Source organism: Mesorhizobium delmotii (assembly GCF_900149755.1).
Taxonomy (GTDB): Bacteria; Pseudomonadota; Alphaproteobacteria; order Rhizobiales; family Rhizobiaceae; genus Mesorhizobium; species Mesorhizobium delmotii.
In genome coordinates, this window is record NZ_FUIG01000022.1 from 1 (window position 1) to 21,766 (window position 21,766).

The 21,766-nt window shown below is 63.8% G+C and carries 23 protein-coding genes and 1 pseudogene; 12 read left to right on the plus strand and 12 right to left on the minus strand.

Annotated elements, in window-relative coordinates:
• Positions 1-65: 65 nt before the first annotated feature.
• Both BQ8482_RS12790 and BQ8482_RS12795 read right to left on the minus strand, forming a co-directional pair.
• A pseudogene (locus tag BQ8482_RS12790) lies at positions 66-243 on the minus strand (TetR family transcriptional regulator); the annotation flags it as partial.
• A gap of 92 nt (positions 244-335) precedes the next feature.
• The gene (locus BQ8482_RS12795; RefSeq protein ID WP_123147972.1) at positions 336-767 is read right to left on the minus strand and encodes a dihydrofolate reductase; all 432 of its coding nucleotides are present in this window, start codon (positions 765-767) and stop codon (positions 336-338) included.
• A 270-nt stretch (positions 768-1,037) separates the two neighbouring features.
• On the opposite strand from BQ8482_RS12795, the gene BQ8482_RS37675 reads away from it, so the two are divergent.
• Positions 1,038-1,481 carry a hypothetical protein gene (locus BQ8482_RS37675; protein WP_133254762.1) on the plus strand — a complete coding sequence of 148 codons (444 nt, stop codon included), beginning with the start codon at positions 1,038-1,040 and terminating at the stop codon, positions 1,479-1,481.
• 233 nt (positions 1,482-1,714) lie between these two features.
• Positions 1,715-2,620 carry an alpha/beta hydrolase gene (locus BQ8482_RS12805; RefSeq protein ID WP_123147974.1) on the plus strand — a complete coding sequence of 302 codons (906 nt, stop codon included), beginning with the start codon at positions 1,715-1,717 and terminating at the stop codon, positions 2,618-2,620.
• A gap of 70 nt (positions 2,621-2,690) precedes the next feature.
• Here the strand turns inward: BQ8482_RS12805 and BQ8482_RS12810 are convergent, their stop codons facing one another.
• Positions 2,691-3,320: a TetR/AcrR family transcriptional regulator gene (locus BQ8482_RS12810; protein ID WP_123148049.1), complete on the minus strand. Its 630-nt coding sequence runs from the start codon at positions 3,318-3,320 to the stop codon at positions 2,691-2,693.
• A gap of 399 nt (positions 3,321-3,719) precedes the next feature.
• Here BQ8482_RS12810 and BQ8482_RS12820 point away from each other — a divergent pair, with 399 nt between their 5' ends.
• From BQ8482_RS12820 to BQ8482_RS12830, 3 genes are read left to right on the plus strand one after another with little or no spacing between them, the layout of a single operon-like run.
• Complete coding sequence (locus tag BQ8482_RS12820; protein WP_123147975.1) at positions 3,720-4,223, plus strand: (2Fe-2S)-binding protein; 504 nt, start codon at positions 3,720-3,722, stop codon at positions 4,221-4,223.
• On the plus strand, positions 4,220-5,203 hold the full coding sequence (locus tag BQ8482_RS12825; RefSeq protein WP_123147976.1) for an FAD binding domain-containing protein: 984 nt from the start codon (positions 4,220-4,222) through the stop codon (positions 5,201-5,203). Before BQ8482_RS12820 ends, BQ8482_RS12825 begins: the two co-directional genes overlap by 4 nt.
• Positions 5,200-7,521 (plus strand): xanthine dehydrogenase family protein molybdopterin-binding subunit, encoded by a 2,322-nt coding sequence (locus BQ8482_RS12830; RefSeq protein WP_123147977.1) that lies wholly within the window; start codon positions 5,200-5,202, stop codon positions 7,519-7,521. Before BQ8482_RS12825 ends, BQ8482_RS12830 begins: the two co-directional genes overlap by 4 nt.
• Positions 7,522-7,688: 167 nt before the next feature.
• On the opposite strand, the gene BQ8482_RS12835 is transcribed toward BQ8482_RS12830, so the two are convergent.
• From BQ8482_RS12835 to BQ8482_RS12845, 3 genes are all read right to left on the minus strand, one after another.
• On the minus strand, positions 7,689-8,105 hold the full coding sequence (locus tag BQ8482_RS12835; RefSeq protein WP_123147978.1) for a nuclear transport factor 2 family protein: 417 nt from the start codon (positions 8,103-8,105) through the stop codon (positions 7,689-7,691).
• Between the two features lie 113 nt (positions 8,106-8,218).
• Positions 8,219-8,797: a TetR/AcrR family transcriptional regulator gene (locus tag BQ8482_RS12840; protein ID WP_123147979.1), complete on the minus strand. Its 579-nt coding sequence runs from the start codon at positions 8,795-8,797 to the stop codon at positions 8,219-8,221.
• A 251-nt stretch (positions 8,798-9,048) separates the two neighbouring features.
• Positions 9,049-10,059: a zinc-dependent alcohol dehydrogenase family protein gene (locus BQ8482_RS12845; protein ID WP_123147980.1), complete on the minus strand. Its 1,011-nt coding sequence runs from the start codon at positions 10,057-10,059 to the stop codon at positions 9,049-9,051.
• 111 nt (positions 10,060-10,170) lie between these two features.
• On the opposite strand from BQ8482_RS12845, the gene BQ8482_RS12850 reads away from it, so the two are divergent.
• Positions 10,171-11,109 (plus strand): LysR family transcriptional regulator, encoded by a 939-nt coding sequence (locus BQ8482_RS12850; RefSeq protein WP_123147981.1) that lies wholly within the window; start codon positions 10,171-10,173, stop codon positions 11,107-11,109.
• A 167-nt stretch (positions 11,110-11,276) separates the two neighbouring features.
• On the opposite strand, the gene BQ8482_RS12855 is transcribed toward BQ8482_RS12850, so the two are convergent.
• On the minus strand, positions 11,277-12,050 hold the full coding sequence (locus BQ8482_RS12855) for a slipin family protein (RefSeq protein ID WP_123147982.1): 774 nt from the start codon (positions 12,048-12,050) through the stop codon (positions 11,277-11,279).
• Positions 12,047-13,444 (minus strand): NfeD family protein, encoded by a 1,398-nt coding sequence (locus BQ8482_RS12860; protein ID WP_123148050.1) that lies wholly within the window; start codon positions 13,442-13,444, stop codon positions 12,047-12,049. The genes BQ8482_RS12855 and BQ8482_RS12860 overlap by 4 nt, the downstream gene beginning before the upstream one ends.
• Before the next feature lie 446 nt (positions 13,445-13,890).
• Between BQ8482_RS12860 and BQ8482_RS12865 the strand changes: the two genes are divergently transcribed.
• A complete protein-coding gene (locus tag BQ8482_RS12865) occupies positions 13,891-14,634 on the plus strand; it encodes a 2OG-Fe(II) oxygenase (protein ID WP_123148051.1) in 744 nt (247 codons plus the stop codon).
• 134 nt (positions 14,635-14,768) lie between these two features.
• Here BQ8482_RS12865 and BQ8482_RS12870 read toward each other — a convergent pair whose 3' ends face one another.
• Both BQ8482_RS12870 and BQ8482_RS12875 read right to left on the minus strand, forming a co-directional pair.
• On the minus strand, positions 14,769-15,473 hold the full coding sequence (locus tag BQ8482_RS12870) for a pseudouridine synthase (RefSeq protein ID WP_165848550.1): 705 nt from the start codon (positions 15,471-15,473) through the stop codon (positions 14,769-14,771).
• 92 nt (positions 15,474-15,565) lie between these two features.
• Entirely contained in the window at positions 15,566-16,240 is a 675-nt protein-coding gene (locus BQ8482_RS12875; RefSeq protein ID WP_165848551.1) for a GntR family transcriptional regulator, read from the minus strand.
• A 191-nt stretch (positions 16,241-16,431) separates the two neighbouring features.
• Between BQ8482_RS12875 and BQ8482_RS12880 the strand changes: the two genes are divergently transcribed.
• Positions 16,432-17,058, plus strand: a complete 627-nt coding sequence (locus BQ8482_RS12880) for an NAD(P)H-dependent oxidoreductase (RefSeq protein WP_123148054.1) — start codon at positions 16,432-16,434, stop codon at positions 17,056-17,058.
• Between the two features lie 21 nt (positions 17,059-17,079).
• Here the strand turns inward: BQ8482_RS12880 and BQ8482_RS12885 are convergent, their stop codons facing one another.
• A complete protein-coding gene (locus BQ8482_RS12885; RefSeq protein WP_095491134.1) occupies positions 17,080-17,295 on the minus strand; it encodes a hypothetical protein in 216 nt (71 codons plus the stop codon).
• Between the two features lie 304 nt (positions 17,296-17,599).
• Between BQ8482_RS12885 and BQ8482_RS12890 the strand changes: the two genes are divergently transcribed.
• From BQ8482_RS12890 to BQ8482_RS12900, 3 genes are read left to right on the plus strand one after another with little or no spacing between them, the layout of a single operon-like run.
• The gene (locus BQ8482_RS12890) at positions 17,600-17,863 is read left to right on the plus strand and encodes a metal-sensing transcriptional repressor (protein WP_095491135.1); all 264 of its coding nucleotides are present in this window, start codon (positions 17,600-17,602) and stop codon (positions 17,861-17,863) included.
• An 8-nt stretch (positions 17,864-17,871) separates the two neighbouring features.
• Positions 17,872-18,912: a cation diffusion facilitator family transporter gene (locus tag BQ8482_RS12895; RefSeq protein WP_123147983.1), complete on the plus strand. Its 1,041-nt coding sequence runs from the start codon at positions 17,872-17,874 to the stop codon at positions 18,910-18,912.
• 39 nt (positions 18,913-18,951) lie between these two features.
• Entirely contained in the window at positions 18,952-19,668 is a 717-nt protein-coding gene (locus BQ8482_RS12900; protein ID WP_123147984.1) for a HoxN/HupN/NixA family nickel/cobalt transporter, read from the plus strand.
• A gap of 268 nt (positions 19,669-19,936) precedes the next feature.
• Here BQ8482_RS12900 and BQ8482_RS12905 read toward each other — a convergent pair whose 3' ends face one another.
• Positions 19,937-20,374 carry a YybH family protein gene (locus tag BQ8482_RS12905; RefSeq protein ID WP_123147985.1) on the minus strand — a complete coding sequence of 146 codons (438 nt, stop codon included), beginning with the start codon at positions 20,372-20,374 and terminating at the stop codon, positions 19,937-19,939.
• Between the two features lie 426 nt (positions 20,375-20,800).
• Between BQ8482_RS12905 and bfr the strand changes: the two genes are divergently transcribed.
• Positions 20,801-21,286: a bacterioferritin gene (gene bfr / locus BQ8482_RS12910; protein WP_029351163.1), complete on the plus strand. Its 486-nt coding sequence runs from the start codon at positions 20,801-20,803 to the stop codon at positions 21,284-21,286.
• The last annotated feature ends 480 nt before the right edge of the window (positions 21,287-21,766 follow it).

Sequence of the window (21,766 nt, forward strand, 5' to 3'; positions counted from 1 at the left end):
GATTGGGAAACCTATCAACTCCGTAGCCGACTTCGTCTAGCGCCGCGCTTTCGGCGGCCCAGCCTTCACCCACTACCCTTGGTGCCCTTGCCAGCCCCAAACCTCAACCCGTCCATCAGCAGCGACACCAGCCGGCGCGAGCGGTCGCGCCAGTCCTCGGTGTCGGGCGCCTGAATAGATGCCGCCCAGCGCGTGCAGTACGTCGGAGGCGTCGCTGCTGATCGAGCCATCGGCGACCGCCGCTTAGATCAGCTGCCGCAAAGTCGCAGAAAATGCGGACTGGAACTTGGGTCGCGACGAGGTCTAAATGTTCGCGGATCGAAACGGCCGAGCCTTCATTGGTCGCGGTGATTTCTGGCAACTTCGCCACCTCCCGTAAGCCATCTTGCATCGAACCAGCGGTCCGCCGGCCCGTCATAGGGCAGCCGGGTGACATCCCAGTGGCTGACGAAGCGCGCGTAGGCGTCCCACACCGGTGGACCGCCGCCGATGAAAACGACACGGCCGGCAAAGCGTTGGAGCGTGTCCTCGGGATCCATGCTGGAGCGAACAACGACAAGTTCCCGATCCGCGCGAGCAAAATCCGGAACGCTCGCGATCGTCTTGGGGCCGGCGAGCAAGACGTGTCCTCTCGTGACGTCGAAAAACCGTGCAACGTCGGCGACGAACTCCGGCGACCGGTTGCCTTCCCAGGGAAGGCGCCCATCGAGGCCAATCTGCCCCGCTTGGCCGATGGCACAGACAACCCTAACGACAGTCTTCTTCATGAGTACTCCACCGATAGCCGGTCTGATCCCATTAGCGACGTTTGCACGTCATGCGGCGCAACGTGTTTCAGTAAGGCGTTGCGTCTGGCAACCGCCTCAAACGCTAATATTTGCCTTCATCTCTCAATCGATCGCGCTGCTCGTTCGCCGTGCATCTTCACGTGATTTGAAGGGGCCAAGGACGCCGGTCGCGACCCTCGACGTTCACTTTAATATACCAGCGGCCGTCCATCTCCTCGACGTCGATCGCTGTCTGCGGACGCTTCGGCAATGAGATGGCACCATTTTCTGTTAGCCCAACGTGAGAAAAGCATTTCGCGGCACTTCGGGCAAATGCGGCATAGCAAGGTTGCAGCGGTGTTCGGGTGCCGAACGATCTCCGAAGCGCCTAATACTTTAGTTGTAATCTCTCATGTGTTTGATATCGTGACGACGGGAGGAATTCAGATGGCAGTGGAGTGCACATCCGCGCCCCATATGGGCGTTTTTTCAACCATTGAACTGGATCTCTTGAGGGGTGTGGTTCGGGAAATTTTGCGGTCCAGCCAAGCGGAGCTTGACAACGAGGACGCCGAAATGATCGCGCGCGCGGTCATCGCAACCTATAAGGACGGCGCCTCGGGTCGCGAGGAATTGCTTGAAGCCGCCCGGATTGCCGCCAGGCGCTGCGCTCTCGACCATTTTTACGATCGAGCAGTCGGCTTGTTCGCATAGGATTTCGCACCGGACGCAATTCAGCGCGGAGTTGCTCGTTCTTGCTCCGCTGGCATGTGCGGGGGGCAGTGCTAAAAGATGACGAGCGGGTTTACGGGCGACCTGTCGTCCCGTGTATTCGCCGTGGCGCAATTGTAACGAAAAGTTCCCAGCGCTGGCATTGGCACTTATGAATGACGTGTGGCTGTTGCTGTCCGCCGGTTTTCTAAGCTTGATGAGGCTAGGGAAGCAAAATGAGCGATGCGGACGAACACCTCGATCTGACGGAGATCAACGCCGTCCGCAGGTTGTTGACCTCAAAGCCACGACCGGTGGACTGGGACGAACGCCGGGCGCGGCTCGACGAGGTTGGTTCGGTGTGGCCGATTGCGGACGACATCCGATGCGAGGATGCGGTTTTTGACGGCCTCGAGGGAGAGTGGTCGCTAGCGCCTGAGAGTGACAGGGATAAGGTTCTGCTCTTTTTCCACGGTGGTGGCTACTGCTCCGGCTCTCTCCAAAGTCATCGTCGAATGGTGACCGAGGCAGGTCGAGCAATGGGAATGCGCACCCTCGCGTTCGACTATCGACGCGCACCGGAACATCCTTTCCCTGCGCAACATGAAGACGCACTCACCGCATGGCGCTTTCTGAGCCGGCAAGGGATCGCGCCGGATCGCATCGTGATTGGCGGAGACAGTGCGGGCGGCAACCTCACCCTGTGCTTGGTCAGTATATTGTGCGCGGCAGGGGAGCGGTTGCCGCGATGTCTTTGGCTGGTCTCGCCCTGGACGGACCTTTCGATGTCCGGCGCGACACTATCAACTAAGGACATGATCGACCCTATCATCCACCGGGCGTATTTGGAGGAACTGGCCACCGCCTATGTTCCCCATGGCGTTGGTCGGCGCGATCCCCTGATCTCGCCGTTGTTCGCCGATCTGAGCGGATTTCCCCCAATGCTGATACAAGTCGGTTCGGCCGAGACGCTGTTGTCGGACGCAACTCGGCTCGCGGAAGCCGCTGGCGCGGCTGACGTCAAAGTACGTCTCGAAATTTGGCCGTATATGATTCACGCTTGGCCGGTTTGGAATGCAGGATTGAGTGCCGGTCGCCGCACTCTTCACAGCGCGGGCATGTTTGTCCGCGAATATTTATAACCCTGGGTGAGGCAGCTGCTGCCGCAAAGCGGACTTCGTCCCCAGCGCCGCGCTTTCGGCAGCCCAGCCTTCACCCGCCCTTCGCGGACTTGCCAGCCCCAAACCTCAGCCCGTCCATCAGCAGCGAGACCAGCCGGCGCGAGCGGTCGCGCCAGTCCTCGGTATCGGGCGCCGAATAGATGCCGCCCAGCGCGTGCAGAACGTCGGAGGCGTCGACGTCGCCGCGGATCGAGCCGTCGGCGACCGCCGCTTCGATCAGGTGCCGCAAGGCGAGTGTCACCCGGCCGGACATGTCCGAGAACAGGGCTGAATTGGTGTTGAGCAGGATACGCAGGCTCGTCGCCAGCCCGCGCTTGGTGGCGATGTAGTCGACGAAGCGCTGCATCCACTGTTCGAGCGCAACGTCGGGCGGGTGGTGAAGAGCGAGCTCGTCGGCGGCCGCGCACAGGCTTTCCACTTCGCGCCGGTAGACCACCTCGACCAGATGCTCGCGCGTCGGAAAATGCCGGTAGAGCGTGCCGATGCCGACGCCGGCCTGGCGCGCGATCTCCTCCAGCGAGGCATCGGCGCCATGCGTGGCAAAGGCCGCTGCTGCTGCCTCGACCAGCGCGTCGCGGTTGCGCTGCGCATCGGCACGCAGCGGTTTTGCCGCTGTCGCGTCGGGCTCGTCTTTGGCGGTTGCGGGCGGCTGCGAAGCCAAAATTTTCTCCACTGCAAATACGGGGCTTGAACCGGACGGGTCCACTCCCCACGTGATAAACGGAGGCGCCTCCGTTTTAGTGGAGCACCTTTATCATATAACCAGGGGACCGGTATGTCACGTGTCGAGAGCTTGCAAGGCGGCGAGAGCGTGATCTCCCCCCTCGAGGGGGAGATGTCGCCGAAGGCGACAGAGGGGGTCGGTTCGACCGGGCACGACCTCCTGCGGCAGATGGCGCTCTATGCGAGGCGACCCCCTCTGGCCGCTTCGCGGCCATCTCCCCCTCAAGGGGGAGATTATGCGCGCCGCCGCTTTCGCCGAGCTTCCCCGGCCTTGCCGCTCGCCGGCCAGGCACCAGATCATCCCCCTTCGCGTCAAGCAACTGGAGCCAGACGCCCCATGACAAGCAAAACCCGAATTCCCATCCAACTTCAAATCAACGGATATCTTCATGAACTGGAGGTCGAGCCGCGCGTCACGCTGCTCGACGCCTTGCGCGATCATCTCGGCCTGACCGGGACCAAGAAGGGCTGCGACCAGGGCCAATGCGGCGCCTGCACCGTGCATGTCGACGGCCAGCGTGTCCTGGCCTGCCTGACGCTCGCCGCCCAGGCCGAGGGCAGGGCGATCACATCAATCGAAGGGCTCGCCAACGGCGACGGCACGCTGCACGCGGTGCAGGCCGCTTTCCTCGAACAGGACGCCTTCCAGTGCGGTTACTGCACGCCGGGCCAGATCATGTCGGCTGTCGCCTGTATCCGCGAGGGCCATACCGGCTCGGATGACGAGATCCGCGAATATATGGCGGGCAATCTCTGCCGTTGTGGCGCCTATCCGCACATCGTCGCCGCCGTGCGCCAGGCGGCACTGGAGGTTGCGTCATCCATGGAGACCGCGTCATGAGGGATTTTTCGTATCTGCGCGCCAATTCCGTCGATGCGGCACGCCGGGCGGCGGCGCTGCCGGGTGCCATGCTGCTTGCCGGCGGCACGACGCTCATCGATCTCGCCAAATGCGGCGTCACCGAACCCGAAACCGTGGTCGACATCACCCATCTCAAGGGACTGGATGGGATCACGGTCGATGACCGGGGCGCCACGATCGGAGCGTTGGCAAGGATGAGCAACGTCGCCGACCATGCCGACGTCAAGAGCCGGTTCCCCGCCGTGTCGGAAGCGCTGTGGCAGGCGGCCTCGGCGCAGCTCCGCAACATGGCGACCATCGGCGGCAATCTGATGCAGCGCACGCGCTGCCCGTATTTCCGCGATCCGGCGAATTTCCCCACCTGCAACAAGCGCACGCCCGGCAGCGGCTGCTCGGCGATCGGCGGCGTCACCCGCGGCCATGCCGTGCTCGGCACCAGCGAAGCCTGCATCGCCACCTATCCCGGCGATCTGGCGACAGCGCTCGTTGCCTTCGACGCGATCGTTCATCTCGGCGACCGCCAGGTCGCGGTCGACAACTTTTTCCTGGCGCCGGGTACTACGCCGGAGCGCGAACATGCGATCGCGCCAGGCGAGATGATCACCGCGATCAGTATTCCTGCTTCCGCCGCCGCCAAACGCTCGACTTATCTGAAGGTCCGCGACCGGCAGTCCTACGAATTCGCCGCCGCGAGCGCCGCCGTCGGCATCGAGTTCGAGGCTGACGGAAGGACGATCAGGGATTTGCGCGTGGCGCTCGGCGGTGCCGCCACCAAGCCGTGGCGCGCTCGCGCCGTGGAAGAGGCGCTGAAAGGCAAGCTGCTGGAGCCCGACACGGTCCGGCGCGCCAGCCAGCTCGCCATCGAGGGCGCCGTCGACCACGGCGCCAACCATTACAAGATCGAACTGGCGCCGCGCGTCGTCGCCCGCGCCATCCTCAAGATGGGAGAAACGGTATGACCGTTCACGACGTCAGATCAAGACATGGTGATTCGAAGAGGGGCGACGCTTCCGACGGCGCCATCCTCGCGGAGGCAGTGGGCGGGCGGCTGTCGCGGGTCGATGGCCCGGCCAAGATCACCGGCGCCGCAAAATACGCGGTCGAGCAGCAGTTCGAAGGGCTCAGCCACGCGATCCTCGTCGAGAGCACGATTGCCGCCGGCAAGGTGCGTTCGATTGACACGGCAGCGGCTCAAGCCTCGCCGGGCGTGCTTCTGGTGCTGACGCCGGACAATGCGTTGCGCCTCAACACCGCGACGGACTGGCTGGGCACGCCGCCGCCGGATATTCCCTATTGCCCGCTGGCGCGCGACATCACCTTCAACGGCCAGCATGTCGCGGCGGTGGTGGCCGAGAGCTTCGAGCAGGCCGTTGCGGCCGCAGCACTGGTCAAGGTCGCCTATGACGAGACGCCGGCAATCGTCGATCTCGACGATCCAAACGCCGGCGACGGCATTCCGGTCGACACGATGACCAAGGAATGGGGCGATGCGCAAGCGGCTTTCGCCGCCGCCCCGGTGCGGATCTGCGCCGCCTACAACACGCCGCGCGAATACCAGGCGCCGATGGAGCCGCACGGCCTGATCGCGCATTGGCAGGGCGAGCGGCTGACGGTGTGGGAGCCCAGCCAATGGCTCGACGGCATGGCGCGGACCTATGCCGAATGGTTCGGCGTGCCGTTCGAGAATGTGCGCCTGGTCTCGCCCTATATCGGCGGCGGCTTCGGCTCCAAGGCGTTCGCTTACGGCTACGGCGCGGTGGCGGCGATGGCCGCGAGAATGCTGGGGCGGCCGGTGAAGCTGGCGGTCACCAGGCCGCAGACCTTCACCGCCTATGGCGGACGGGCGGCGACGCGCCAGACGGTGGCGCTCGGCGCCGACGCAGAGGGACGGATCCAGTCGATCGTGCATCGCGGCGTCAACGAGACCTCGGTCGACGGCATGTGGGTCGAGCCGCTCGGTTCGGTCACCTCGATCATGTATGCGACACCGAATTTCTCGTCGCGGCAGAATGTCGTGCGGGTGAATACGGTGGTGCCGGGGGCGTTGCGCGCGCCGGGCGAGAACCCGAGCGCCTTCGGCATCGAAAGCGCGATCGACGAACTGGCTTACGAGGTCGGCATCGATCCGCTGGAAATCCGGCTCAGGAACTATGCCGAACAGGATCCGGAGGCGAAAAAGCCGTGGTCGACACGGCAGCTGCGCGAGGCTTTCGCTACCGGTGCTGAGGCCTTCGGCTGGTCGAAACGTGCACCAGAGCCGCGCTCGATGCGCGACGGCGATCAGCTGATCGGCTGGGGTATAGCCGCCGGCACCTATCCGGTGCGGCGTGCCTATGGCGAGGCGATGGTGCGCATCCTCGCCGACGGCTCGGTCGAGGTCGAAAGCTCGAGCATCGACATGGGGCAGGGCACCTATACGATCCTGGCGCAGACCGCCGCCGAAGTGGTGGGCGTGCCGGCTGAGAACGTCGTAGTGAAGCTGGGAGACTCCCGCTATGCCCGCGCCGGCGTCACCGGCGGTTCGCGGCTGGCGGGGGTGATGACGGGCGCGGTGCACAAGGCGGCGACCGCCGCGCTCGACCAGCTGGTCGGGCTGGCGATCAGCGATCCAAATTCACCGTTCCATGCGCTGCAGGCCAACACCCTGGTCGTTGCCAATGGCCGCATCGCTTCACCGCGTGGCGACGGCCCTGAAGTCTCGATCGCCGAGCTGCTCGATAGCGTCGGACGCAGCCAGATCGAGGCGATGGGCGACACCATGCCGGCCAATTCGACGGCTGACGATCGCTACAAGAACTACACGACCATCGCGACGGCGCTGTCGCACACCGAGGGCGACTATTCCCGCCACAGCTGGTGCGCGCATTTCATCGAGGTGCGCGTCGACGAGGATTTTGGCACGGTTCGCGTATCGCGCGTGGTGTCGGCGCTGGATTCAGGCCGGCTCTACAACCCCAAGCTCGCCGAAAGCCAGTGGAAGGGCGGCATCATCATGGGCATCGGCCAGGCGCTGCTGGAGGAAGGCATCGTCGACCGCCGCCACGGCCGCATCGTCAACAACAATTTGGCCGACTATCTCATCGCAACCAATGCCGACATTCCCGACATCGAGGTGATCTCGGTCGGCATCCCCGACCCGCATTCCTCGGCGCTCGGCGGCAAGGGTGTGGGCGAACTCGGCATCGTCGGCGTGGCGCCGGCGATCGCCAATGCGGTGTTCCACGCCACCGGCAAAAGGGTGCGGGATCTGCCGATCACGCTGGAGAAGCTGATTTAGGGCGAGACGGCGAAGTAGCCAATCTCCCCCACACGGGGGGAGATCGGCCGTCATCCTGGGCTTTCGCCAATCTCCAACGTTGCAAAGACAGCGCCCACACAGTGACACCACCAGGCTCCCCCCCAAGTGGGGGGAGATCGGCGGCTTCAGCGTCTGATCTGCTTCAATCAAAACATCCCGTTTTGGTTGAGCGGCTGTTCCGGGATCGGCTGGATGACGTCCCAGTGCTCGACGATCTTGCCTTCCTCGAGCCGGAAGATGTCGACGATGGCCGAGCCGCGGTCGCCCGGCACGCGCACGCCATGCGTGTGCGCGGTGACGAAGTCGCCGTCGGCGAAGACCCGCTTGACCTCGGCGCGCAGGCCTGGGAAGTTTTCCCGCAGGAAGGCGAGGAAGTCCTTGAAGCCTTCGATGCCGTCGGCAATCAAGGGATTGTGCTGGACGTAGCGGCTGCCGAGGAACTTCGAGGCAGCCTCGAAATCCGTGCGGTTGATGGCGGCTTCATAGAAGGCCAGTACGATCGCCTTGTTGGCCTCGAGCTTCGAAGCGTCCGAGCCGGTGTTTTTCTGCAGGGACAGGGTCATGAGGTTTCTCCGATGTTGCGGGTTGAGGACGATGCGGCGATTCTTGAACTAAAGGTACAAAATTTGTCGTGACGAAAGGCTCGCTTCTGCGGGCCTATCATTGCCTGGCTGGGCTAGATCAACGACATCACGGCATGCACGACGCGGTGCAATTGCTCGGTTCGGTCGGACATTTTTGCGATCACGGTCATACCCAGGATCGTCGTCATCAGCAGGCTGGCCAACGCCTTGGCATCGCGGCCGGCATCGAGCTCGCCATTGCGCTGCCCCTCCTCGATCGTCGCCTGCAGCGCGCGTTCCATGCGCTCGAAAATCGAGTGCACGATTACGGTGGCGGCCGCGTCGCGCCCGCCAAGCTCGGCAACCGTGTTCACTCCCATGCAGCCGCGCCGCCGCAGATGGGCGATCTCCGGCGCAGCAAGCCGCTCGAGCGCTGCCTGCAGCCGCGCCCTTGCCGGGCCTGGCCGGTTCAGCACGGTAAGCAGGGCCGCCACGCGCGCATCACCGTAATGGCGCAATGCCTGCTCGAACAGCGCCCGCTTGTTGTCGAAGGTGTTGTAGAGGCTGCCCTTGCCGATGCCGAGCGCGTCGACGAGGTCGGCCGGGGTCGTCGCGCCATAGCCCTGGCGCCAGAACAGATCCGTCGCGGCGGCCACAGCGGCCTCGGGGTCGAATTGCTTCAGTCTTCCCATGGCCGATGGTGGTAGCGATTCTGTACTTGTAGGTCAAGAAAAATCGATGAAGCTGCGGGCAGGGCAGAGGGGGGTGCTGTCCCTCCGGCCTGTCGGAGAATCGTAGCGTACCTTCCGGCAGGTTGGATGGAACACATCAAGTAGGGAAGGGCTGGCGATCCTGCACACCCCCTCTGTCCTGCCGGACATCTCCCCCGCAAGGGGGGAGATCGGCAGCTTCATCCGCTTTCGCCAATCGTTAAATCATCCACTCACCACTCCAACCGAAACGCCAGCTTGCCGAAATGCCGGCCGCCGGCCGCCATGTGTGCGTAGGCCTCGGCTGCTCGGTCCTGGCTGTACACCTTGTCGATGACCGGCTCGATGCCGGCGGCGCCGATGGCGCGGGCGGCGTCGCGCAGGTCGGATACCGAGCCGGTGTTGTTGCCCACCACCCTAAGCGCCTTGATGATGATCGGCAGCAGATCGACCATGGCCTCGGCGCCGGTGACGAAGCCGATGGTGAATAGCGTGCCGCCTGGCGCCGTGGCGTTGACCGCGCGGGCGAAGGTGGCCGAGCCGCCGGTCTCGACGATCAGGTCGGCGCCGAGGTCGTCGGTTAGTTTCAGCACCTTGCCGTCCCAATCCGGCGTCGTGCGGTAGTTGATGAGGTGATCGGCGCCGAGCGCCCTGGCGCGTTCCAGCTTTTCGTCCGACGACGAGGTGATGATGACGGTGGCGCCGGCCGCCTTGGCCAATTGCAAGGTCAAGATCGAGACGCCGCCGGTGCCAAGCAGCACAACGACCGATCCCGGCCCGACATCGGCGGCGCGGGTCGCGTTCCAGGCGGTGGTCGCGGCAATCGGCAGCGTCGCCGCCGCTTCGAAGGACAGATGCGCCGGTGTCGGCACGACGGCATTGGCCGGCAGCGCCACATATTCGGCGAGCGATCCGGGCAGCGTCAGGCCGCGCATCTGCGTCATCTCGTAGGGTCGCGGACGGCCGCCGATCCAGCGCGGTTTCGCATGGGCGATAACGCGGTCGCCCACGGCGTATTTGGTGACGCCCTCGCCGAGCGCGGCGATCTCGCCGGCGCCGTCTGCGACCGGAATGAGCGGGAAGCTCGGCCCGGGATAATTGCCGCTCGCCACCGCGACATCGACGAAATTTAGGCTCGCGGCGCGCAGGCGGACCAGCACTTCGCCGCGCTGCGGTTCAGGTGTGGCAACGGTGGCCGCGCGAAAGGCGTCCAGTCGGGGTGCAGTCAGTTCGATGGCTTTCATGGTCTCACTCCGGTTGATCGGCCGACGGGCCAATTCGTTGGGATTGAGTGAAACTAGCTGCTGCGCTATCCCTGCATAATCTTCTGTTTTTACATTTGAGTTTTGCGCATTATGCAGCAATCCCATGAGCCGGCAGCACTCGCCGAAATGGCCGCCTTCGCGGCGATCGCCGAGGCACGCTCCTTCACCAAGGCGGCGGCGCGCGTCGGGCGCGACGCGACGATCCTGTCGCGGCGGCTTGCATCGCTTGAGGAACGGCTCGGCGTGCGGCTGCTGCACCGCACGACGCGCAGCGTGTCTCTGACCGAGGCGGGCGCCGAGTTCCTCGTCCGCGTCCGCGCCATTCTGGCCGCGGTCGACGAGGCGGAGAGCGTGGCCTCGGCGCAAGCCGGCGGCGGGCCGCGCGGCGTGCTGCGGCTGGCCCTGCCCGGATCGTTCGGGCGCATGTGGATCGGGCCGCTGCTGCCGCAATTTCTCGCTGAATTTCCTGATGTTCGCATCGAGGCCGAGTTCTCCAACCGTTTCGTCGATCTCATCGCCGAGAATTTCGACGTCGCCGTCCGTCTCGGCGCGCTGGAGGATTCGCGCCTGGTGGCGCGCAAGGTCGCGACACGGCGGCGGCTGTTGTGCGCCGCGCCGTCCTACCTCGCCCGCCGGGGCACGCCCGCCACGCCGCAAGCGCTCCTTGAGCATAGCTGCCTGGGTTTCACTGGGTTCCAAACCTTTCCGACCTGGGAGATGACCGACAGCACGGGCCGCCGCGTCCAAATCGACGTCTCAGGGCCGCTGGTTACCGACGATGCCGAGGTGCTGGTCGAAGCCGCCGTGCAAGGCGTCGGCCTGATGATGAGCACCGACTGGCTGGTCGGGCGCGAGCTCGCCGACGGGCGGCTGGTGCCTGTTCTGGAGGACTGGACGCTTGCCGACGAGGGCGCGGTCTATGTCGTGATGCCTTCAGCCAAGGGGCAAGCGGCCAAGACGCGCGCCTTCGCCGACTGGATCGGCAAGCGATTCGCACCGGAGCCGCCATGGCGGCGGGAAAGGTGCTGATCTCCCCCCTTTGAGGGGGGAGATGTCGCCGAAGGCGACAGAGGGGGGTCGCCGCGCGTGGAGTGCCAGCGCCGTCTCTCGTGGAGGAAGGCGTCGGCGATTTATGTGAGACGACCCCCTCTGGCCGCTTCGCGGCCATCTCCCCCTCAAGGGGGGAGATTACGCGCTCAGCCGCCTGCGCCTCCGCCGCTCTGCAGTTTCAAAAACTGCCCGAGCAGATCCATCGGCACCGGAAACACCACCGTCGACGAGCGCTCACCGGCGATGTCATGGAGCGCCTCGAAATAGCGCAGCTGCATGGCCTGCGGTGTCTCGGACAGCATCTTGCCGGCCTCGACGAGTTTTGCCGCCGCCTGCTGTTCGCCGTCGGCATTGATCACTTTGGCACGCCGCAGCCGTTCGGCCTCGGCCTGCTTGGCGATGGCGCGGACCATGTTTTCGTTGAGGTCGACATGCTTGATCTCGACGTCGGAGACCTTGATGCCCCAGGCATCGGTCCGCTGATCGAGGATCTCCTGGATATCGCTGTTGAGCTTGTCACGTTCGGCCAGCATTTCATCGAGTTCATGCTTGCCGAGCACCGAGCGCAAGGTGGTCTGTGCCAGCTGGTTGGTGGCGGCCATGAAGTCCTCGACCTGGATCACCGCCCGCTCGGCGTCGACGATACGAAAATACAGCACCGCGTTGACCTTCACCGAGACGTTGTCGCGCGAGATCACGTCCTGCGGCGGCACGTCCTGTACCACCACACGCAGGTCGACCTTCACCATCTGCTGTATGAAGGGGATGAGGATGATGAGGCCGGGGCCCTTGACCCCGGTGAAGCGGCCGAGCGTGAAGACCACGCCACGCTGATATTCCCTCAGGATGCGAATGGCCGCGGACAGGAACATGACCACGACGAGCGCTGCTACAAGATAGGCGACGTAACCGATGATCATTGCCTTGCTCCCTCGCTTCGCAGATTGCGGCGCCGTATCGTCAGCACGAGACCCCTGACATCAGTCACCTCGACGCTGTCGCCCACTGCAATGGGTTCGTCGGCTTTCGCCCGCCAGCGCTCACCCCGGGCAAGCACGTGGCCCTCGCTGCCCTCCCAGTCGAGGACCTTGGCCGATAGGCCTTGCATGGCCTGTGCGCCAACACGCGGAACGTTCTTGCGGGCCGCCCACAGATAGCTGCCGGACAGCAGCGCCAGGCCGAGCGTCAGGACGGCGGCCGTGCCGATAACGGCCCACGACATCTCGAAGCCGGGTCCCTCGATCCTGAGCAGCATGGCAGCGCCCAGCAGAAACGCAGCCACGCCTCCCAGCCCAAGCACCACTGTGGGATTAAAGACCTCGACGACGAGGAAGATGATGCCAAGCAGCATCAAGGCAAGGCCAGCATAGCTGATCGGCAGGAGATTGAGCGCATAGAGCCCGAGCAGCAGGCAGATCGTGCCGATCACGCCTGGCGCGACCGCGCCCGGGCTCGTGAACTCGAAGACGAGGCCATAAACGCCGATCAGCATCAGGATCACGGCGATGTTCGGGTCGGTGATGACGGCGAGCAGCCGGATGAGCCAGCCGGGCTCCAGCGTTTCAACCGGCAGCCCTTTGGTCGCCAGCACCTCTTTCCTGCCGGCTATTTCCACCGTCCGGCCGTCAGCCAGCTGAAGCAGTTCGGTCGTGTCGCGGGCGACGAAGTCGACGACACGTTCCTGCAGCGCCGCGCTGGCCGACAGGCTGGCCGCCTCGCGCACCGCCTTTTCACCCCATTCGGCATTGCGCCCGCGCAGTTCAGCCAGGCTGCGGATCAGGGCAACCGCGTCATTCGTCGCCTTGGCGATCATCGCATCGCCCGCCGGTGGGTTCTTAGGGTCCTTGCCGGCTTCCGGGCCATTGTTCTTGTCGTCGCCGCCGGGAAAGGATGGCAGCGGCCCGCCCATCTCGATCGGCGTTGCCGCGCCCAGATTGGTGCCGGGCGCCATCGCCGCCACATGGGTAGCGTAGAGGATGTAGGTTCCGGCGCTCGCCGCATGCCCGCCGGCGGGCGCGACATAGCCGATGACGGGAACCGGCGAGGCGAGTATGTCGGCGATAATCTCGCGCATGCTGGTGACCAACCCGCCGGGCGTGTTCATCTGAAGGATGAAAACCTCGGCGTTTCGCTCCGCGGCGACCGTCAGCGCTTCCTCGAACTGCATGGCGCTCGCCGGGCCGATGGCGCCGTCTATCTCGACGCGCAGCGCAATCCTCTCCCGGCCGTTCGCCTCTCCGGTTGCGGAAGAAGAACAAACGACCACGGCGGCTACAAAAGCCGCGGCAATCAGGGCTACACGCGCGAGTTTCACGCTCAAAGCTCCCTATCAGGGATATGGGCCAGATTTTGCCGAAATCCATGGCTGCGTCGCGGCGGGTGAAGCTGATCCAGGACAACGGGGCGTTGAAGCTGCCGATCTCCCCCTTGCGGGGGAGATGCCTGGCAAGGCAGAGGGGGGTGCTGTCCCTCGAACTCTCGAGCCTGGGTTCCTCGCCCACCGCGAAGCGGGGGAGAGGTGGCCGCCCACGGGTCTTGCCTTTGGCAAGCCCGAGGACAGGCTCCGCTGCCGGAGAGGGGGCTTTCGTAGTGCGCCCCCTCTCCGTCTCGGCTTCGCCGAGCCACCTCTCTCCCCCACTTTCGTGGGGGCGAGGAACCCAAGCTGGAACGCTGTGCGTAACCCATTGGCAGGAAACGGGTGGTTTGCACGCGCTGTTTCACCCATCTCTGATGGCAGAAGAAGCCATTGGAGGCAGAGCCATGACCATCCATTCGATAAGTTCGAAGGCAGCGGTCCGATCGGCGGAAGCACGGGTCGCCGGATATGATTGGCAGGCATTGGCCGAGGGGATGAGCGGCTATGGCTGCGCCGTGATGGAAAAGCTGCTGACGCCGGAAGAATGCCGGGAGATCGCCGGGCTCTATCCCGACGAAAGCCATTTCCGCAGCCATGTCCACATGGCGCGGCACGGCTTCGGCAAGGGCGAGTATCGCTATTTCCGCTATCCCTTGCCCGAACTGATCGGCGGCTTGCGCACCGCGCTCTATCCGCGCCTGGCCGCGGTCGCCAACGACTGGAACGAACGCATGGGCATCGCCCAGCGCTACCCAGACGAACACGCCGCGTTCCTTAAGCAATGCCACGAGCAGGGCCAGACGCGGCCGACGCCGCTCCTGCTGCAATACATTGCCGGCGACTTCAACTGCCTGCATCAGGATCTCTACGGCGATCTTGCCTTCCCGCTGCAGGTGGCGATCCTGCTGTCCGAACCCGGCGAGGACTTCACCGGCGGCGAGTTCGTGCTGACCGAACAGCGCCCGCGCATGCAGAGCCGCGCCGAGGTGGTGCCGCTGCGCCAGGGGGACGCCGTCGCCTTCGCGGTCCACAATCGTCCGGTCCAGGGCAGCAAAGGCAGCTACCGCGTCAATCTCAGGCACGGCGTCAGCCGGCTTCGCTCCGGCCTGCGCCACACCGTCGGCATCATCTTCCACGACGCGAAGTAAAGAATGTCATAGACTTCGAAGGGCTACGTCGAGGCGACGGGCAGCTTCATGCTAAGGCGTTCAGTTGTCGGAGTCGGCGCCGCCCCTCATCGCCTTCTCCCACAGGGGGAGAAGGGAGAGCGACGCACCTTCGCTCAGGCCGCAAACAGCGCCAGCTCTTCGACGGTGAGGTGGCGGGCCTTGCCCTTGGCGAGCTCACCGAGCTGCAACGGGCCGATCGCCACCCGCACCAGGCGAAGCACCTCGACATCGTGCGCGCCGAGCAGCCGGCGAATGTGGCGGTTGCGGCCCTCGTCGAGCGTGATTTCCAGCCAGGCGGTGCTGGTGCCGCTGCGCAGGATTTCAATCGACCGCGCCGTCAAATCTTCGCCGTCGACGGTGGCGCCGGCGCGCAACCGCGCCAGCAGGGCCTCGTCGGGCAGGGCGCCGATCTGCACGTGATAGAGCTTGGCAAGGTGCGAGGCGGGGTCGAGCAGGCGCTGGGCGAAGCGCGTGTCGTTGGTCATCAAAAGCAGGCCTTCGCTGGCCTTGTCGAGGCGGCCGACCGGCGACACGAAGGGCAGGTTGAGTTCTGCCAGGCAGTCATAGACGGTGCCGCGGTCCTGCGGGTCGTCGCGGGTGGTGACCAGGCCGCGCGGCTTGTTGATCATCAGATAGACCTTGCGCTCGGCGACAACGCGGCTGCCGTCGACCTCGATGCGGTCGCGGCCGGGATCGACGCGCAGCGAGCCGTTGCGCACAATTTTTCCGGCGACACGGACGCGCCCTTCGGCGACCAGAATCTCTGCCTGCTTGCGCGAGCACAGGCCGAGTTTCGACAGCGCACGGCAAAGGCTCACTCCTGGCGGATTGGCTCCGGCGCTAGGCGAGGGGCGTTGCCGGCCGGTATTCGGTCGTGGCGCTATGGTTTTGCGAGAGCGCTCCGGCAAGGTCAGGACTTTCCCGCTAGCCCATCTCCAGCCCTGGCGAGCGTTTCCATGCCTTCGCTCAGGTGCCTTTTCAGGACGCGGACGGCTGCCTCGGCGTCACGGTGGCGGCACGTCGTCAACAGGTCGAGGTGCTCCGACTGCGAGCGGCTGCGATAGTCGAGGTTGGACAGGAGAACGCGAACGTAGCGGTCGGCCGCATTGTGGTGGGCTTCGATCAGGCCGAGCAGCCTTGTGTTGCCGCAGGCGCTGTAAAGGGCCAGATGAAAGGCACGGTTCAGCGTTCCCCAGCGGCCGACATTCGGCTCGGCATCGATCTGGTTGAGCACATAGCCGGCCTCGTCTAGTTTTTCTTTGCCGAGGTTGGGGATCGAGAGCCGCAGCGCTTCGCCTTCGAGCAATGCGCGGACCGCAAAGATCTCCCTGATCTCGGCAGCGTCCATCCTGGCGACATGCGCGCCCTTGGTCGGATGGATCGACACGATGCCTTCGGCTTCGAGCTGGCGAAGCGCGTCGCGGACCGGCATGCGGCTGAAGCCGAACCGCTCGGCCAGGTCGTCCTGACGCAGCGGCGTGCCGGCCGCCAGGCTGCCCTCGGCAATCGATTCGCGCAGCACATTCGCCACTTGCTCCGCCACCGTCAGCGGCTTCTGCAGTAAGCCTTCGCCAAGTCCGCGCAATCGATTCTCCCGTCAGGTGAGCCTTGCTAACAGAAAGCCGCCCGTGTGGATATCTGTATCCTCGTATACGAGTATCCAGAAACGAGGGGCGGCGCAGAGGCGCCTCGATTACGGTGCTGACGACGTCCCGCAGGCCATTGCATGCGCGTTTCAAGCCGGCGATGATGCAAAGCCAGCCGGTTGAGCCCAACATGAAAGTCCTTGTCGTCTATTGCCATCCCTGCACCGACAGCTTCAACGGGGCTGTGCGCGACACGGTGCTGGAGACGCTTGCCGAACGCGGCCATGAGGTTCATCTCCTCGACCTCTACGCGACCGGTTTCGACCCGATCATGCGCGCCGACGAATGGCTCGGCTATCACGACAAGGCGGCGAACCTCGCGCCGGTGCATGACCGGGCGCAGGAACTGCTTTGGGCGGAGGCCGTCATCTTCATCTACCCGACCTGGTGGTACGGCCTGCCGGCCATGCTCAAGGGCTGGTTGGAGCGGGTGCTGGTGCCGGGCTTCGCCTTCGAGATGCCGACGGCGCAGCGTGGCGCACGCCCCAAATTGCGGCATATACATCGGGTGCTGGTAATGACCACATGCGGCGCGACGCCGCTGATGTCGTGGATCATGGGCCAGCCCGGCCGGCGCACCCTGCTGCGCGGCTTCCGCTCCGTTTGCCATCCGCTGTGCTCGACAAAATTCCTGGCGCTCTATCGGATGGACACTGTCTCAGCGGTGGAGCGCCAGGCGCATTTGCAGCGTGTCAGGAAAGCGGTCGCCAGCCTCGGACGTGCCGCTTTCCTGGCTTCCGACGTGGTGCCTGGCTGATCGCCTGGGGCGCCACGATCGTCAGTTTGTCCTGGGCTCGTCCTCGACAACGAAAGACGCCGCAATCAGGTCGTCGGCATCGAGCCGTAGGGAGCCTTCACCTCCTCCCATGACGGCGGCGACCTTCTGAAACGTTTTAATTTCGTGTTCGGTAATACGGGCGCTTCTCATCCTGGCCTTGAGATTAGCGACGCGCAGCCCCAATGTGTGGGACGTTTCAATTTCGCGGTTCGACATCACAATATGCTCCTCCCCAACCCATGCATTAGCCTCCCAGCCGGTATTCGCCCGTCACCTATGTTTGCCTAAATATGAGGCATGACGAATACAGCGCCCCGAACGCGTGGTGCGAGGGAAGGTTCCCGCGCGACACGGTCACGAAATAATACGGCGCAACCGGCGGCCGGCAAAGCTATCCGTAGGAGGGTGGCAGGTCGCTGGGCGCGCCGAGGGTTTTCTTCGGACTGTGGGACACTCAGCGGCAAAGTAAAGTAAGTCGAAAAGATTGACTGTATCCCCGGGGGGAGGATACAAAAGAAGCATGTCCGTAAGCATCCATCGTTCGCATCCTGCTATCGTGAAGCGTCTGAAGCGCGCGCAAGGCCACCTCGCGGCGGTGCTGTCGATGTTCGAGGCGCATCGTCCTTGCGTTGATCTGGCGCAGCAACTCCACGCCGTGGAGAGCGCCATCAGCAGCGCAAAGCGCGAACTGATCCACGATCATATCGAGCATTGCCTGACGGACACCGCGGAAGCCGGCGGCAACTCGCTGGCGGAACTCAAGCAACTGGCGAAATACCTGTGAGCCGTCAAATGCCTGTGAGCCGTCTCGGCGCGCACATTCTCGACTGGTTCGGGTTCGGGTCGCGCGATCACGCCGCGCATGGTCATGGCCATCACGATCATGCGAGCGGGTCGCACGGTCACACCCACGGGGTCATCGATGCGACCATTGCGACGACCGACCGAGGCATCTGGGCGATAAAATGGTCGTTTGTCATCCTGGCAATCACCGCGGCGCTGCAGATGGTCGTGGTCGCGCTGTCGGGCAGCGTGGCGCTGCTGGCCGACACGATCCACAACATCGGTGACGCCACCACCGCCATTCCGCTGTGGATCGCCTTCATGCTGGCCCGGCGCAAGCCGTCGCCGACCTTCACCTACGGCCTTGGCCGGGTCGAGGACCTGGCCGGGATCATCATCGTCGGGATCATCCTGTTCAGCGCCATCGTCGCCGGCTACCAGGCCATAGACCGCTTGATCAATCCACGCGTGGTGACGCATCTTGGTTGGCTGGCGGCGGCGGGCCTTGTCGGCTTTCTCGGCAATGAGGCCGTCGCGGTGTTCCGCATCCGCGTCGGCCGGGAAATCAACAGCGCCGCATTGATTGCCGACGGCTATCACGCCCGCACCGACGGCCTGACCAGCCTTGCCGTGGTCATCGGGGCGCTCGGCGTCTGGCTCGGTTTTGCGCTGGCCGACCCGATCGTCGGCCTCCTCATCACTCTTGCCATCTTCGGCATCGTCTGGCAGTCGGCCCGCTCGGTGCTGACCCGCATGCTCGACGGCGTGGAGCCTGATGTCATCGGCGAAATCCACCATGCTGCCGCGCATGTGCCGGCAGCGCGCATTGTCGACGCCAAGGCGCGGTGGATCGGTCACAGGCTGCACGCCGACATTGCCATCGCCGTAGGAGAAAGCCTGCCGGTCTGCGAAGCGAAGAAGATTACGGCAGCGCTGGAGCACGATCTGTTCGAGCACATGCCGGCGCTTGCGGCGGCGAATATAAGATTGGCGAGCGCGGATGCCGATCATCCCCATGAACATGCTCACGGCGAACACGACAGCCACTAACGGTCGCTCGGAGCGGCTCGTTTCTGTTACCCTCAGCTGATGTTCCAAATTCTTGTCGAGTTCCAACGAACGATCTATCTGGCGGCCGGCGAGCAGATCAAACTGCTCTCAGTGGGAGGCGACTGGCTGGCGTTCATGGGCTTCCTGCCGATTGGCATCGTCTTCGGCGCTGCGCATGCGCTGACGCCCGGCCACAGCAAAGCTGTGCTAGCGACATATCTTGCGGGTTCGGATGCCAAGGTTCCGCGCGGCCTTTTCGTATCGATTACGCTGTCCTTCACCCATGTGACGATTGCCGTTCTGATTGCGGTTCTCTCGCTGCCGCTGGTCTCCATCGCTTTGGGCAGCGTCGGCCGCGCTCCGTTTTTGGAGAATATCAGTCGGGGGCTACTCGGCCTGATCGGTGTCTGGATGCTCTGGCGCGCTTTGGGCCACGGCCATCACCACAAGCATGAGGGCGAGGCAGTCGGCGTCATGGCAGGTCTGATCCCGTGCCCGCTGACGCTTTTCGTGATGACCTTCGCGATGTCCAGAGGCGTTCCCGGCGCCGGCTTGCTCTTCGCAATCACCATGATGGTCGGCGTGGCGCTGACGCTGTCCTGCGTCGCGGTGTTGTCGATCCTGTTTCGGGAACGTCTGGTGGATTTCTTCGCCGGCAAGCCAGCCATGTTCGAAACCATTTCCCAAACCATCGAAGGCGTTGCCGGGCTAGCGCTTGCGGGCGTTGCCGTCTGGCAGATCATGTTCGCTTCCTGATCATGCTCAAGGGCGAGATCGAGTTGCACACCGATCGGCATGCGCCGGGCCGGCGATGCCGAGAAGCCATCCTGCCAGATAGAATCAAGACATGGCTCTATCTGCTTGTTTAGTGAAACTTTATTCTTGGATCATGTCACGTCGCCGCGACACCATGTCAGGCGCGCAGCCGCTCCGGCGAAGGATTGTCGCAACCGGCGCGCTGGCCGCTTCACTCTGCGCTCTTCGCCCCGGCATCGGTGACCGAAGGTCCAAACCGCAACCGCGTCTATCGGCGGAGTACCGAATCGGCCAACTGAGCCGTCGTTATCGGATCGGCATGACGATGCACAATCTTCCAGAGACCATCCTCTGGGCGAAAGACGCTCGTCACGCGTAACGCCAAAGGGGTGACATCGCTCCGACCGCCAACCTTGGACCTGAGCCGCTCTACTTCGACGAGGTATGCCAGTTCAGACGTCACACACTTCGCTACGTTCTGGAAGCCGGTAGCGTCGCCGTCCCTGTAATTCGATGCCGCTTGCTCCATCGTCTCAACGACCTGCTTCCATCCATGCGCGAAAGGGCCAAAGGGATTTCCCAGTGTTACATCGTCTCGTTGGGAAAAGAGCTCCTTCGCAGGCGCGGGGTTCCCTTTCATGAACTCATCCAGAGCCAGGTGGTATTTTTCAACTGCTTGATCGAAGTCATTGGCGTCGAGGGACATGTCATCCTCCCTGTCGTTTTATTTCTGATCCGGACTGGCGACTCCCGCAGGTCAACATTCTGTGTGCGCAGCGGTGAGGCATTTCCCTAACTGCTGCGCAGTGCAGGTTGGCGTGGTCAGTATAGCACGGCGCGAGACAAGTTTTCGCGACAGCGTTTTGAGACGGCTCGGTAATGGCCGCTCCCCCGCCCCGTTCCAGCCGTTCAAATTGTGCGTCAAGCTTCCAAGCGCCCGACCGTGGCAGATTAGCAACTGCTCACCAAGAACGCAGGGCGGCGGGAAGGATCTCATACGCTCTCTGCAACCTCCGGTCCCCCCGAAATGACGGTTAGGTCGCCGCGTGCTATCCTGCGCTCGGAGGCGAACAAGGGCGCATCGTTCCACATGATGCGTGCGGGGCGCGCGCCCAAAAAGGGAGCAGAACCCATGAAAGGCGAAGATAGGATCATTGAACGTCTTAACGAAGCGCTGTTTCTGGAACTCGGTGCCGTCAATCAATTTTGGCTGCATTATCGCCTGTTGGAGGACTGGGGCTATTTCAAATTGGCGAAGAAGGAGCGCGAGGAATCTATCGAGGAAATGCACCATGCGGACCGGATTATCGAACGGACCATCTTCCTCGAAGGGCACCCGAACCTGCAGGCGGTGGCGCCGCTTCGCATCGGGCAGAATGTGAAGGAAGTGCTGGAATCGGACCTCGCCGGCGAATACGACGCGCGCACCTCTTACAAGAAGTCACGCGAGATCTGCCAGGAGCTGGGCGACTACGTGACCATGCACCTGTTCGAGGATCTGCTCAAAGACGAGGAGGGCCACATCAACTTTCTCGAGACCCAGCTCGATCTGCTCGCCTCGATCGGCGATGAGAGATACGGCCTCCTCAATGCCGCTTCCGGGGATGAGGCAGAGTAGTATTGGGAAAGCCACGCGGCGGAAATACTGCGCGACAGGTTTGAGGTTCCGCAGCCATGGCGCGCATCAGGTGAACGGCACCAAAGACTCGACGTGACGCCTCTAAGCTCTGTGCCGTTCGCCGGTATCCTGCGGCAAAGCACTTGCCACGTTCGATTATGGATCATGAATGGCCCGATAGCGGCCATCAGGACTTGCCGCGCAGCCGTTCAAACGGGCGCGTCAAAATTCAGATGCCCACTCCCCAGCTGCACCTGCTCAGCGGGAGATCGCGCGCGGCATCTCCGATCACGTTCTGAGCCGGATCGATGCGCCAACCGCCCCCGTCGCTGACCAGAGCCAAAACGCGCGCCAGGTCGACTCAAACCCGACGGCTGGGTGAGCGCTCCTCGTCAACGAGCGCCGCTACTTTTACGCCCGTCAATGGCAGCTTTGTCCGTTTCCGGCAGCCAAAGGGAAGTTCCAGCGCTGGCGGCTAGC